Raw genomic sequence first — 13,211 nt, 5'->3', positions numbered from 1 at the left:
GCGGGTTAGACCGCTTTCAGGTTTCCTGCCATTTTGCGGCCGTCGCGGCCCTCGATCAGGTCGAACTCGACCGGTTGATCGTCGGCCAGGCCGGTCATGCCCGACTGCTCCACCGCTGAGATATGTACGAAAATGTCCGACCCGCCGTCTTCCGGCGCGATGAAGCCGTAGCCTTTGGTCGTGTTGAACCACTTAACGGTGCCTTTGGGCATGATCCGTCTCCTTCACTTGATCTTTGGCGCGGTCAGGGTCACATGACACATGAGGCGCGGTACTGTCTTTAAGGTTAGGGCTGCTGCGCAAAATGCAAATGACAAATCCGCGCAGGGGGCGTGAACGCGAGGCCCCGTTGGCGTGACGCTTAAATCGGAGGCACTCATGCGGTTCTTTGGCTTGAAAACATGCGATACCTGCCGCAAGGCATTGAAAGCATTGGACGGACACGCGGTCGAGGTGATCGACGTGCGTGCCGATGGGGTCAGCGACGACGACCGCGCGGCCATGGTGGCGGCCTTTGGCGAGACGGTGATCAACAAACGGTCCACCACGTGGCGGGGCCTGTCCGAGGTCGAACAATCGCTGGATCTGGACACGTTGTTGAAGAAACACCCGACCTTGCTGAAACGCCCCGTGATCGACCGTGATGGCGTCTGGCTGCAGGGCTGGACCGACGACACGAAACAGGCACTGGGGGTCAACTGATGCGCAATGCGGCAGGGGTTTTGGGGCTGATCGGCGGGCTGATCGGTATTTTTGTGGGGCTCTTCGGGTTCGCGGCGGTGGAGTTTTCCAATCGCGTTCCAGAGGCGCAGGCGACCTTGTTCGACAACCCCGGTTTCGTACAGTTCGCGTCTTTCATCGCACCTTTGTTGTGCATCGCGGGCGGGGCCATGGCAAAATCCCGCGCCTTGTGGGGCGGGATCGCGATGGTGCTGGGGGCAGGGGCGTTTTATGCGGCCTTCGGGTTCAACGTGGCCACGATGTTCCCCATCGGATTTGCGGGCCTGGGCGGTCTATTGGCGATCGCGGCGGGCAAACCCGATGAGGACAAGGCGCATTTCTAGTAGCTGCGGCTGCGGTTCAGGATACGGTCCACGGACAGCGGGCCGGCCCCTTTGAGGACCAACGTCACCAGCAGCAGCACCCAGAACGCGCGTTGATCAAGGATCGCGCCGTTTGACAGGTTGTCGAACCAGGCGCCCAACGTCTCCGCATGTTCGATGCCGCCGTGGCCGTAAAGGTCGGTCAGCGATTGCACCACGACGAAGCCGATCATCGCGAGGGACGCCAGCCGCGTAAACAGGCCGATCACGATCAGCAGGGGCAGGATGTATTCGGCCAAGGTGCCGCCCACGACGACCGCCCAGTGAAAGACCGACATCTGGCTGATGTCATAGCCCACGGCCTCCATCGCTTTGGGGAAGATCTGTGCGTAGCCGCCTACACCGGGGGTGAAGGGGGTGCCGTCCCATTTGGTGCCAGCGGAATTCCAGAAGTAAAACAACAAGGTGGCCGCAAAGACGAAGCGGGCCAGTGTGGGCAGGATCACACCGGCGGAGGCGTTCAGGGCGTGGGCGGTGCGGTCATAAAGGGCAATCATGGGGGGTCTTCTTTCAGGTCTTGAGGGAGGTAATGGCGTTGCGGGCGAGCAAAAGCCCCAGCAGAGGGCCAAGGTCGAAGCCAGCCCCACCGTGGCGCAGGGCATGGCCCAGCGGCTCGGACGACATGAGGGCCTGCGCGACGGCGGCTTGCCGGGGTGTCAGGGCATCGACCGTGGGGTCGAATTCGGGGCGGGTGATCAGGGCGGCTTGCGCGCCTTGGGCGATGTCACCGCCGTGGGTGTTGGACCACCAGATGTCCCGCAGGGGAAAGGTCGATGGGATGATCCGGACCGAGGGCGCAAAGGTGAATGTCACGTGGGGCAGCGTATCGGGCGGCAGTTGGCCCAACGCGTCGGGGGACACCGGCGTGGCATCTGCGGCGTGGTAGCTGTGGCGCAGGGCCAGTTCCAGCCGTGCCACATCGGGCAGATAGGGCACGGATTGGGCCGGACCGAAGCCTGCCAAAAAGTCCGGCATATCGTCGCCGTAAAACATCATCAGCGGGGATTTTGGCGGATGCGCGCGCAGGTAAACCCCTGCCATGGCGCGGAAAAAATCGGTGCCGACCAGTTTGTGAACGACCGGAAAGGCGGCCTCAAGCGCGTCGGTCAGGCTGACGGCGACGTTGTTGCGGTAGACGTCGAACCGCTTTGTCGCCTGCGCGCCGTCCGGATTGCGCAGGCCTTCGGGCGGCGGCTGTTGCGGGTCCATCAGGGCCGCGCGAAATTCGGATTGGGTGGTGATCATGCCGTGACCTTCAGGGCCGCATCGGCGCGTTTGGTTTCCTCCACCAGCACCGACCATTCGGGAACATCGGTGTCCCATTCGATCAACAGCGGTTTCGGCCCGGATTGGGCCAGCGTGTAATCCAGCAGCGCCCAGACAGGGTCCACAACCTCGGCCCCGTGGCTGTCGATCAGCAAGGGCGCGCCGGTCTCATCCTCGTCCTCATCATGACCGCCGAGGTGAATTTCACCAACGTGATCAAGGGGGTAGTCGTCAATGTAGCCTTGCGGCGAATAGCCAAGGTTCGTGGCGCTGACAAAGACGTTGTTCACATCCAAAAGCAGGCCACAACCCGTGCGGGCGGCGATTTCGGCCAGAAAATCCGTCTCGGACATGTCGGATTCGGCAAAGGCGAGGTAGCTGGAGGGATTTTCCAGCAGCATTTGACGCCCAAGCGTCGCCTGCACCTGATCAATATGATCCGCGACCCGTTTTACCGTGGCCGCCGTATAGGGCAGGGGCAAAAGGTCATTGAGGAACGCGCTGTCATGGGTGGACCACGCCAGATGTTCGGAAAAGCTGGCCGGTTGCAGCCAGTCGCACAGGGTTTTCAGACGGGCCAGATGGTCCGCATCCAGCGGGCCTTCGCCCCCGATGCTGAGGCCCACACCGTGGACGGAAAAGGCAAATTTTTCAGACAGGGCGCGCAGTTGCGCCAAGGGGCGGCCGCCCATCCCCATGTAGTTTTCAGCGTGGATTTCCAGCCAGCCCACGGGGCCTGCATCGTCCATGATATCGCTGAAATGCTGGGCCTTGTATCCGACGCCCGGACGGTTTGGCAGGGTGGGTCGCGTGGCGTCAAACATGCTGAAGGCTCCTTATGGACTGACGCCCACCCTAGTGTGGATGGGCGTCTTTGTCATGAAACACGGGGTTTATGAAACACGGGGGGCTGCGTTTATGCAGGGATGTCGCGGTCAAGCTCTTCCAGGGACCCCATACGCTCAACACCGTCGGCGGCGTCGGTGATGGATGTGGTCTCACAGGTGCCTGCTGGCACGAAGGTCCAGGCGTTGCCCTGATAGTCTACTGTGGATGTGCCTGCGCATGTTGTGCCGGGGCCTGCGGCACAGTCATTTTCACCGGCCAGCGACACGCCGTAGCATTTTTCGTTGGACTGGGCGTGGGCCGCAGTGGACAGGCCTGCGATGGCTGTGGCGACAGACGCGGCAAGGGCGAGGGTTGTGGTTGTCTTGGACATGGTAGGTTTCCCATTTGGTTTGTTGCAGTGAAGCGCCGTGACTGGCGACTGACCTACATTAGGCTGACCATGCCTTAACAAGCTATTCACGGGGCCGTGCATCACACGTCCGTTAGGTTTCGTCAGCCGTAGCGCGACCCAAAACCCCTAAAAACAAAGGCCCGGCCTGCGGCGGGTTTGCGCGCAGGCCGGGCCTGTAACATTGCGATCACGCGGTTTGTTACAAAAGATCGGGCGGTGTGGCGGATTTCGCCAATTCGTCCACGATTTCGGTCAGGGATGTTACAGAGGTCTGCTTTTCGCCAAGCCGCCGGACGGAGACTGTGCGTTCCTCAACCTCACGCCCGCCGCAGGCCAGAATGATCGGCACCTTGCCCAGTGAATGTTCACGGACCTTGTAGTTGATCTTTTCGTTGCGGATATCCGCCTCGGCGCGCACGCCTGCGGCCTTCAACGCGGCCACGACCTCATGCACGTAGTCATCCGCGTCCGAGATGATCGAGGCCACGACGACCTGACGCGGGGCCAGCCAGAACGGCAGTTTACCGGCGTGTTCTTCGATCAGGATGCCGATGAACCGCTCAAAACTGCCCAATGTCGCGCGGTGCAACATGACAGGGCGGTGCTTTTCACCGTCCGCGCCAATATAGGTCGCGTCCAGACGTTCGGGCAGCACGAAGTCCACTTGGTGCGTGCCACACTGCCAGTCGCGGCCAATGGCGTCGGTCAGCACGAATTCCAGCTTGGGACCGTAGAACGCGCCTTCACCGGGGTTCAGTTCTGGTTCAATCCCAGCAGCGCGAGTGGCTTGCAACAACGCGGCCTCGGCCTTGTCCCAGACCTCATCGGAACCCGCACGGGTGTCGGGCCGGTCGGAGAATTTGACGCTGAAGTTCTCAAACCCGAGGTCTTTGTAAACCTCAGACAGGAACTTGATGAACTCGGCGGTCTCGGATTCGATCTGTTCTTCGGTGCAGAAGATGTGCCCGTCATCCTGCGTAAACCCGCGCACGCGCATGATGCCGTGCAGCGCGCCTGAGGGTTCATAGCGGTTGCACGACCCGAATTCCGCCATGCGCAAAGGCAGGTCGCGGTAGGATTTCAGACCTTGGTTGTAGACCTGCACATGGCAGGGGCAGTTCATGGGCTTCAGGGCGTTCACAGCCTTTTCGCGGGCGTGGTCTTCGTCCACTTCGACGATGAACATGTTTTCTTGGTACTTCTCCCAGTGGCCCGACGCCTCCCACAGCTTGCGGTCCACGACCTGCGGGGTGTTCACCTCAACATATCCGCCTGCACGCTGTTTGCGGCGCATATAGTCTTGCAACTGGGTGTAGATGAGCCAGCCGTTGGGGTGCCAGAACACCTGACCGGGGGCCTCTTCCTGCATGTGATAAAGGTCCATCTCGCGGCCCAGCTTGCGGTGGTCGCGCTTTGCGGCTTCCTCAAGCATATTCATATGGGCGCGCAGCTGTTCCTTGTTCTGGAACGCCACACCATAGATGCGCTGCAACATGGCGCGGTCAGAATCCCCACGCCAATAGGCGCCTGCGATGGACATGAGTTTCCATGAATCACCCGGCACCTGACCGGTGTTCTGCAAATGCGGGCCACGGCACAGGTCCTGCCAGTCGCCATGCCAATACATGCGCAGGTCTTCATTGCCGGGGATGCTTTCGATCAGTTCGACCTTATAGGGCTCACCACGGTCCTTGTAATACTGGATTGCCTTTTCACGTTCCCAGACTTCGGTGCGCACGGCGTCGCGTTTGTTGATGATCTCTTTCATCTTCTTTTCGATGACGGAGAGGTCTTCGGGCGTGAACGGGTCCTTGCGGTCGAAATCATAGTACCAGCCGTTGTCGATCACGGGGCCGATGGTGACCTGCGTGTCCGGCCAGATTTCCTGCACCGCACGCGCCATGATATGCGCCAGATCGTGGCGGATCAGCTCAAGCGCGGGGGCCTCGTCCTTCATGGTGTTGATGGCGATGCTGGCATCGGCATTGATCGGCCACTGCAGATCATAATGTTCGCCATTCACGGTCGCACTGATCGCCTTTTTGGCGAGGCTCGTCGCGATGGATGCGGCGACATCGGCCGCAGTGACACCTGCATCGTAGTCACGCGCATTGCCGTCAGGGAATGTAAGGGAGATCTGGGCCATGTGCTTGGCTCCTCGTCGGTTTGACGCCTACGAAGCGTCCGGTTGCGGGTTCAATATGTCATTGGCTTTTGGCGGATGTGGCATGCGCCGTCAACCAGCCACGGGCGCGCCTGTGTTTTCTCTGGTTCTCAAATACCTCCGCCGGAGGCGTCACCCGGTCGCCGTGCAAAGTTCCGCCCACGGATGTTCGCATGTTTTACCGCCCCCGTGCCCTAAGATAGGGTTGCCACACAAAGACACGAAAAGAGGGCCGGATGCCGGAAACATTTACCACCAACCACGGGCGGGACATCGCCTATCACATGACCGAAGGCAGCGGCCCCACGGTGGTCTTTCTGGGGGGCTTCAAGTCCGACATGGAAGGCACAAAAGCCCTGTTTCTGGAAAAATGGGCGCAGGCGCGGGGCCAGGCATTTGTGCGGTTTGACTATTCCGGCCACGGGTCCAGCGGTGGGGAGTTTACAGACGGCGCCATTGGCGACTGGTTTGAAGACGCCTGTGCAGTTTTGGGCCGGATCGACGGGCCGGTCGTGCTGGTCGGGTCCTCCATGGGCGGTTGGATTTCGCTGCTGATTGCGCGGGACATGCCGGATCGCGTGGCCGGACTTGTGGGGATTGCGGCGGCACCGGATTTCACCGAAGACGGCTTTTGGGCGGGTTTTGACGACCTGATGCGCGCGAAGCTGATGCGCGAGGGCCGCGTCGCCCTGCCGTCGGAGTATGGCGAGCCCTACATCATCACGAAACGTCTGATCGAAGAGGGCCGTGACCGGCTGGTCCTGCGTGACCCGCTTGTCCTGAACTGTCCTGTGCGGTTGGTGCTGGGCACGGCAGACACATCGGTGCCGGTGGACTGGGGCACGCGGCTGTTGGACCACATGACCTGCGCCGACGCGCGATTGACCCTTGTCAAAGGGGCCGATCATTCGTTTTCCGCACCCGACTGCCTGACCGTCATTGAAACCGCGCTGGACGAAGTGCTGGCGGACGCGCCTTAAGGGCCGGTGGCCGCAGACCAAAATTCGGTGAATTTTGGTGTGACCCCACGTTTTGCTTTGGGGACGGGGACAGTTCTGTCTAGGCTTTGCCAAACGCTTTGGGAGGAGCATTCAATGGCATTGACGATGGGACAAAAGGCCGGATGGGGCCTTGCCGATATGGGCGTTGTGGTCTTCGTGGTGGTCAAACAGCTGCTGGTCTTTGCCTATCTGACGTCCGTACTGGGGGTCCCTGTCGAGGTTGCGGGGCTGGCCACGACCGCCGTCTTGATTTTCGACATGATCACGGACCCTCTTGTGGGGTACCTGAGCGACCGGACCAACACGCGCTGGGGCCGCCGCGCGCCGTGGATGGTGGCAGGGGCGGTTGTGATGGTGGCCGGCATGGTGGGGCTTTTTTCCACGCCGGGCGGGCTCACCGGGACCGCAGCCCTTCCTTGGGTGCTGGGCTTTTTCATGGTGGCGACGCTGGGCTTTACCATGGTCGCAATCCCCTACGGTGCCATGGCGGGGGAAGTCACGCAGGACCCGCGCGAAAGGTCCGCCATGACCGCGTGGCGCATGGGGTTTGCCAGCGTGGGCATTCTGGTGGGCGGGGCGCTGATCCCCGGTATTGCGGCGGGATCGGGGTACGGGTCAGCGGCCCTCACGGTCAGCCCGCTGATCATCGGCGCAATCTGGCTGTCAGTCTTTTCCACCCGCCGGGCGCCGCGCATTGACACGCCATCCTCGGTCAGTCCGTGGCGGATGATGACGCTGGTCTTTTCAAACAGGGCCTTTGTGACGCTGGCGGTTCTGTACGGTGTGATGACACTGGCCATTGCGTTGATCACCGCCGGATTGCCCTTTGCCGCGCTTTATCTGGTCAATGACACCGGTGACACGCCGCTGTCGGGGGCGGCGGTGGCGCTGACTGTGCTAAGCCTGATGTTTGCCGCGTTCACCGTTGGATCCATCCTGAGCCAGGCCGGCTGGGTCTATGCCTCTGCGCGGCTGGGCAAGGTCGGGGCGCTTTTCGTGGGGCTGATGCTGTATGTGGCCCTGCTGTACGGGCTTTATGCCGTTCTGCCATCGACCAATGTGACGGTGGTGGCGGGCATGTTCGTTCTTGCCGGAATGACCAACGGATCCTACCAGCAGATCCCATGGGCGATCTATCCCGACCTGATGGATGTCACCCGCGCCCGAACGGGCGAGGCGATCGAGGGCGCGTTTTCCGCGATCTGGCTGTTCGGACAGAAGGCCGCCAACGCCATTGCGCCGCTGGTGCTGGGCCTGATCCTGAGTGCGTATGGCTGGGTTGAGACGACACTGGGACGGGTGGACCAGACACCGGAGGCATTGGACGCGCTGCACTGGGCCGTCACCTTGGTGCCTGCCGGCATCCTTGCGGTCTCCGCGATCTTGCTTCTGGCGATTTATCAGCCCCTTGCGCGCAAGGTGTTGCAGAGTGTCTGACAGCCCTGAATTGCCACCGCAGCCCGATCTTGACGGCCTGGAAGACTGGCTGGCCGACTGTGAGGCGAAGGCGGGGGGCGTGCGCGCAGGGTGCGGCAAACATCTGGTCTGGGCGGGGCAAGCGGGCGTCAGAACGGACCTGTCGATTGTCTATGTCCACGGATTTTCGGCCACCGCAGCCGAGGTCAGGCCCCTGCCGGATATGGTTGCCAGAGCCCTTGGGGCGAACCTTTATTTTGCGCGGTTGACAGGCCACGGACAGGACGGGGCAGCCATGGGCCGCGCGCGGCTGTCCGACTGGCAGGCTGATGTGGCGGAGGCCTTGTCCATCGGGCAGGCGCTGGGCGAGGAAATGATCGTTATGGGGTGTTCCACCGGCTGCACCCTGCTGACAGAGGCCACCGCCCGGCGCGACGATATCAAGGGGGTCATCCATATCTCCCCCAATTTCGGATTGCGCAACCGCGCAGCCCACATGCTGTTGCAGATGCCCGGTGTGCGGCGTTGGGGTCATCTTGTCGCGGGCCGCGAGAGGTCGTTTGATCCCATATCGGATGATCACGCGGCCTTGTGGACGGTCCGGTACGACAGCAGGGCCGTCTATACCATGGCGGATGCCGTGCGCGCCGCCCTGTCGGCCCCGATCGAGGACATCCGCGCGCCCGCCTATTTCGCCTTTTGCGAGGATGATCAGGTCGTGCATCCGGCCAGAACCCGCAAGGTGATGCGCCGGTGGGGTGGGCCGGTGACCGAAGATGTGCTTGTGCGCGGGCCGCACGATGACGCCATGGGTCATGTCATGGCGGGGGATGTTTTCAGCCCCGCGCAAACGGCGCCGCTGGCCGCCCGTCTGACCCAATGGGCGAAACACCTTTAGCAGGTCCGAAAAGGGGTTGCGTCTGGGGTGAGGGCATGAACAATCGCCGCGACAGGCAAACCCGCGATCCGGAAGGCGAAGATGGCAGAACCCTTGGTTTTATTGCCCGGCATGATGTGCGACGCGCGCGTCTGGGCCACCCAGCTGACGGTTTTGAGTTATGAGCGCCCGGTGACGGTCGCCCCGGTGTGCACCGGCGACCGCATCGAGGAAATTGCGTCGGGTCTGTTGTCGTCCCTGCCACAGAAATTTGCCCTGTGTGGTCATGGCATGGGCGGCATTGTTGCGCTGGAACTGGCGCGTCGCGCGCCCGAACGGGTGATCCGGCTGGCGCTTTTGGGGACCAATGCGCTGATGGACACCCCACAAGAGGCAGCCGACCGCGAGCCGCGCATGATCGCCGCACGGGCGGGCCGGTTTGACGGGATGCTCCAATCCGAGGTTCTGCCCCGCTACGTCGGTCCGGGGCTGCGCCAGCAGGCGGCGATGGCAGAGCTTCAGGATATGGCGCTGTCGCTGGGGGCTGACATTTACGTGCGGCAGGAACGCGCGATGCAACGCCGGCGCGACCAGCAGGGCACATTGCGGCGCATCACGCAGCCGACCCTTGTTCTGGCCGGATCGGACGATCAGGTCGTTCCGTTAAAACGGCAGGAATTTATGGCAGAACTGATCCCCTACGCCAAACTGGGCGTGTTGGACGGGGTCGGGCACATGTCCATGCTGGAAGACCCCGAAGGCGTGACCGAAGCGCTTTATGCGTGGATGCGCCAGCCGCTTGTGCTGCGCTGATCCGTGACGCCGGTCAGACCGCCTTTTTGTTCTTGTTTGCAGCCGATTTGACAGCGGCCACGGTCGCAGGCCCTTTCGAGGTGGCCGGACCGCTGGCATTGGCGTCGATGAATTCCAGCACGAGTGGCCGGATGTTGTTGCGCCAGCTTTTGCCTGCGAAAATACCGTAATGACCGGCACCCGGTTCAAGGTGGGCGGCCTTCTTGCTGTCGTCCAGACCGGTCAGCAGATCAAGGGCCGCCAGACATTGACCGGGGGCAGAGATGTCGTCTTTCTCACCCTCCACAATCTTGACCGCGACATTCGTAATCTTTCCGAAATCAATCTGTTTGCCATCCACCACGAAAGCGTTCTTCGCAATTTCGCGGTTCTTGAAGATACGTTCGACTGTGGACAGATAAAATTCCGCCGTCATGTCCATGACCGCAAGATATTCGTCGTAGAACAGATTGTGTTTGTCGTGATCGGATGCCTCGCCCTTGGCGACGGCCATGATCTGGTTCTGAAACGCCTTGGCATGGGTTTCGCCGTTCATCGAGATGAAGGATGCCAGTTGCAAAAGACCCGGATAGACCATCCGGCCCACCCCGTCGTATTTGAAGCCGACCCGCTGGATCATCGTTTCTTCCAACTGCCCCATCGTGACCGAATGGCCAAAATCGGTCACCTCGGTCGGCGCGGCATTGGGATCGACAGGGCCACCGATCAGTGTCAGCGACCGCGGCTGCGCGTCAGGGTCCACATCCGCCAGATAGGCCGTCGCGGCCAGCGTCAGCGGAACGGGCTGGCAGACGGCAATCACATGGGTGTCCGGCCCCAGAATGCGCATGAAATCCGCCAGATAAAGGGTGTAATCCTCGACATCGAACTTGCCCGCGCTGACAGGGATGTCGCGCGCGTTGTGCCAGTCGGTGATATAGACCTCACAGTCGGGCAACAGGGAAATCACGGTCTTGCGCAGCAAGGTCGCATAATGGCCCGACATCGGCGCGACCAGCAGGACCTTGCGCTTGCGCGTATGGCGGCCTGCGATGCGAAAGTGGATCAGATCGCCAAAGGGTTTTTCGACCATCTTGCGGGTGGACACGATGTGGTCACGGCCATCCTCGGCGGTGAAGTTGTCGATGTTCCAGTCAGGTTTGGCCACCATGCGGGCGAAACTGCGTTCCGTGACTTCACCCCATGCGCGCATCATTTCCATCGCCGGATTGGGCCACAGGGCGAAGGCGGGATAGGACGCCATGGCGCGCGCGGATGCGCCCAGCCATTCATTGGTGTTGCGCATGGTTTCCATCAAGTCGTAGGTGGCCATATAACGCATCAGAAGCCTCACTTTCATCGGCGGTATGGGTGGGCCGCATATCGGCCTACCGCTCCGCACATTGGTCGCAGGGGCCATTGTGGGCTATATTAGAATAACCGCGCAATGCTGCGCCTGCACAATACACCCGAATTCCGGAAGGGCAACTGCGATATGACGAAAGATGGATCGACATCGAAAGGTGACAAGGCCGATACAGCGGCCCTTCCAGCCCTTGAACACAACATGGAACGTATCCAGCACCTGACCCAGAGGCTGATGACGGTCATGTCATCCAAACGGTCCGTGCCGCAGGATTTGCAAGGGCCCAGCCCCGATCTGTATGCCAAGGCCGGAACCGCCTATTGGCAGGACATTCTGCAGCATCCGTCGAAGCTGATTGAACAGCAGGTCGGCTATTGGGGGGCGACGCTGCAGCATTTCGTGGATGCCCAAACGGCGCTGGCACAGGGGAAATTGCAGGCCCCGGAGGACCCGACGCCCACGGACAAGCGGTTTTCGAATCCGCTGTGGCAGACCCATCCCTATTTCAATTTCCTCAAGCAGCAGTACATGCTGAACGCGCAAGCCGTTGAAAAGACACTGGGCGAAATCGACGGGCTGGACCCGTCAGACAAACGACGGTTGGAATATTTCAGCGCCCAGATCGTCGACATGCTGTCGCCGACCAATTTTCTGGCGACCAATCCGGACGCCCTAACCAAAGCGGTTGAGACAGAGGGCGAGAGCCTTGTCAAAGGGCTGGAGAACATGATTGCCGATCTGGAGGCCAATGACGGAGAGCTGGTGGTGTCGCTGGCAGACAAATCCGCCTTCAAAGTGGGCGAAAACCTTGCCACAACGCCGGGCGAGGTCGTCTTTCGCAACCATATGTTTGAATTGATCCAGTACGCCCCGACGACCGAAAAGGTGTACAAAACCCCGCTGGTCATCTTTCCGCCGTGGATCAACAAATTCTACATTCTCGACCTTAAGGCGCAGAATTCTCTGATTAAATGGATCGTCGATCAGGGCTATACGCTTTTTGTCGTCAGTTGGGTCAACGCCGATGCCACCTACCGCGATGTGGGGATGTCCGATTATGTGGAGGACGGGTATATCACCGCGCTGGAAACCGTGCGCGAGATTTGCGGCGTCAAGAAAGTGAACGCGGTGGGCTATTGCATCGCCGGCACGACATTGTCGCTTACGCTGTCGGTGCTGAAACAACGGGGCCTCGACTACGTCAATTCCGCGACCTTCTTTACCACACTCACCGATTTTTCGGACCGTGGAGAGGTTGGCGTGTTCCTTGAGGAGGATTTCGTTGACGGAATTGAGGCCGAGGTTGTCAAAGACGGCTTCCTCGACAGTTTCTATATGTCGCGGACATTCAGTTATCTGCGATCGCGCGACCTGATCTATCAGCCTGCGATTCGAAGCTACATGATGGGCGAGGCGCCGCCGGCTTTTGACCTGCTGTATTGGAACGGAGACGGCACAAATCTTCCCGGCAAGATGGCGGTCGAATATCTGCGCGGGCTGTGTCAGGACGACAAATTCGCCGGAGGGGACGGGTTTGAAGTTGCCGGATGTCTGGCGCAAATAGGCGATGTTGACGTGCCGTTGTGCGCGATTGCCTGCGAGACGGACCACATTGCGGCGTGGAAATCCTCGTATCGGGGCGTGCAAAAGATGGGGGCAAAGGACAAGACATTTATTCTGTCCGGGTCCGGACATATTGCAGGCATCGTGAATCCGCCTGCAAAGAACAAATACGGCCATTGGACCAATGACGATCTGACGTTGTCCCCTGAAGAATGGCAGCAGACAGCGAAACAACATGACGGGTCGTGGTGGCCGATGTGGGACCGTTGGCTTTCGAAGAAATCCGGCAAAAAGGTCGATGCGCGTGCGCCAGGGTCAGATACATATGCACCGATTGCACCGGCACCGGGGCGCTATGTACTACCCGCATAGGTGGTGCGACATTTTCGCATTTCGCGGCTGCTGAGGCCTGAAAATAAACGG

At 60.7% G+C, this 13,211-nt stretch carries 14 protein-coding genes; 7 read left to right on the top strand and 7 right to left on the bottom strand.

All coding sequences use genetic code 11. The features are described 5' to 3' along the window. Positions 1 to 5: 5 nt before the first annotated feature. Positions 6 to 212: a cold-shock protein gene (locus QZ653_RS07365; protein WP_085863253.1), complete on the bottom strand. Its 207-nt coding sequence runs from the start codon at positions 210 to 212 to the stop codon at positions 6 to 8. Positions 213 to 378: 166 nt separating this feature from the next. Between QZ653_RS07365 and QZ653_RS07360 the strand changes: the two genes are divergently transcribed. Then, the gene (locus QZ653_RS07360) at positions 379 to 702 is read left to right on the top strand and encodes an arsenate reductase family protein (RefSeq protein WP_296419033.1); all 324 of its coding nucleotides are present in this window, start codon (positions 379 to 381) and stop codon (positions 700 to 702) included. Further along, complete coding sequence (locus QZ653_RS07355) at positions 702 to 1,064, top strand: hypothetical protein (protein ID WP_296419031.1); 363 nt, start codon at positions 702 to 704, stop codon at positions 1,062 to 1,064. The genes QZ653_RS07360 and QZ653_RS07355 overlap by 1 nt, the downstream gene beginning before the upstream one ends. Here QZ653_RS07355 and QZ653_RS07350 read toward each other — a convergent pair. The 5 genes from QZ653_RS07350 to thrS all read right to left on the bottom strand — a co-directional run bounded on the left by QZ653_RS07350 (position 1,061) and on the right by thrS (position 5,755). Next, positions 1,061 to 1,600, bottom strand: coding sequence for a DoxX family membrane protein (locus QZ653_RS07350; RefSeq protein WP_296419029.1), 540 nt, complete (start codon positions 1,598 to 1,600; stop codon positions 1,061 to 1,063). The genes QZ653_RS07355 and QZ653_RS07350 overlap by 4 nt on opposite strands. 13 nt (positions 1,601 to 1,613) lie before the next feature. Further along, complete coding sequence (locus QZ653_RS07345; protein WP_296419027.1) at positions 1,614 to 2,348, bottom strand: DNA-binding domain-containing protein; 735 nt, start codon at positions 2,346 to 2,348, stop codon at positions 1,614 to 1,616. Beyond that, positions 2,345 to 3,193 carry a DUF692 domain-containing protein gene (locus QZ653_RS07340; protein WP_296419026.1) on the bottom strand — a complete coding sequence of 283 codons (849 nt, stop codon included), beginning with the start codon at positions 3,191 to 3,193 and terminating at the stop codon, positions 2,345 to 2,347. Before QZ653_RS07340 ends, QZ653_RS07345 begins: the two co-directional genes overlap by 4 nt. Positions 3,194 to 3,285: 92 nt before the next feature. Further along, positions 3,286 to 3,588 carry a DUF2282 domain-containing protein gene (locus QZ653_RS07335; protein ID WP_296419023.1) on the bottom strand — a complete coding sequence of 101 codons (303 nt, stop codon included), beginning with the start codon at positions 3,586 to 3,588 and terminating at the stop codon, positions 3,286 to 3,288. Positions 3,589 to 3,808: 220 nt separating this feature from the next. Then, positions 3,809 to 5,755 (bottom strand): threonine--tRNA ligase, encoded by a 1,947-nt coding sequence (gene thrS / locus QZ653_RS07330; protein ID WP_296419020.1) that lies wholly within the window; start codon positions 5,753 to 5,755, stop codon positions 3,809 to 3,811. Between the two features lie 254 nt (positions 5,756 to 6,009). On the opposite strand from thrS, the gene QZ653_RS07325 reads away from it, so the two are divergent. The 4 genes from QZ653_RS07325 (at position 6,010) to QZ653_RS07310 (ending at position 9,880) form a co-directional block, all read left to right on the top strand. Next, positions 6,010 to 6,753, top strand: a complete 744-nt coding sequence (locus QZ653_RS07325) for an alpha/beta fold hydrolase (RefSeq protein ID WP_296419017.1) — start codon at positions 6,010 to 6,012, stop codon at positions 6,751 to 6,753. A 114-nt stretch (positions 6,754 to 6,867) separates the two neighbouring features. Continuing rightward, on the top strand, positions 6,868 to 8,211 hold the full coding sequence (locus QZ653_RS07320) for an MFS transporter (protein ID WP_296419015.1): 1,344 nt from the start codon (positions 6,868 to 6,870) through the stop codon (positions 8,209 to 8,211). Then, the gene (locus QZ653_RS07315) at positions 8,204 to 9,088 is read left to right on the top strand and encodes an alpha/beta hydrolase (protein WP_296419013.1); all 885 of its coding nucleotides are present in this window, start codon (positions 8,204 to 8,206) and stop codon (positions 9,086 to 9,088) included. Before QZ653_RS07320 ends, QZ653_RS07315 begins: the two co-directional genes overlap by 8 nt. A gap of 81 nt (positions 9,089 to 9,169) precedes the next feature. Beyond that, the gene (locus tag QZ653_RS07310; protein ID WP_296419010.1) at positions 9,170 to 9,880 is read left to right on the top strand and encodes an alpha/beta fold hydrolase; all 711 of its coding nucleotides are present in this window, start codon (positions 9,170 to 9,172) and stop codon (positions 9,878 to 9,880) included. Positions 9,881 to 9,893: 13 nt separating this feature from the next. Here the strand turns inward: QZ653_RS07310 and phaZ are convergent, their stop codons facing one another. Further along, positions 9,894 to 11,201, bottom strand: coding sequence for a polyhydroxyalkanoate depolymerase (phaZ, locus tag QZ653_RS07305; protein WP_296419008.1), 1,308 nt, complete (start codon positions 11,199 to 11,201; stop codon positions 9,894 to 9,896). Positions 11,202 to 11,354: 153 nt separating this feature from the next. Between phaZ and phaC the strand changes: the two genes are divergently transcribed. Next, on the top strand, positions 11,355 to 13,160 hold the full coding sequence (gene phaC, locus QZ653_RS07300) for a class I poly(R)-hydroxyalkanoic acid synthase (RefSeq protein WP_296419006.1): 1,806 nt from the start codon (positions 11,355 to 11,357) through the stop codon (positions 13,158 to 13,160). The last annotated feature ends 51 nt before the right edge of the window (positions 13,161 to 13,211 follow it).

The sequence above is a fragment of the Pseudooctadecabacter sp. genome (genome assembly GCF_020627745.1).
Lineage (GTDB): Bacteria > Pseudomonadota > Alphaproteobacteria > Rhodobacterales > Rhodobacteraceae > Octadecabacter.
The sequence above is the reverse complement of the archived record's forward strand: the minus strand, read 5'-3'. Positions and strand labels throughout refer to the sequence as shown.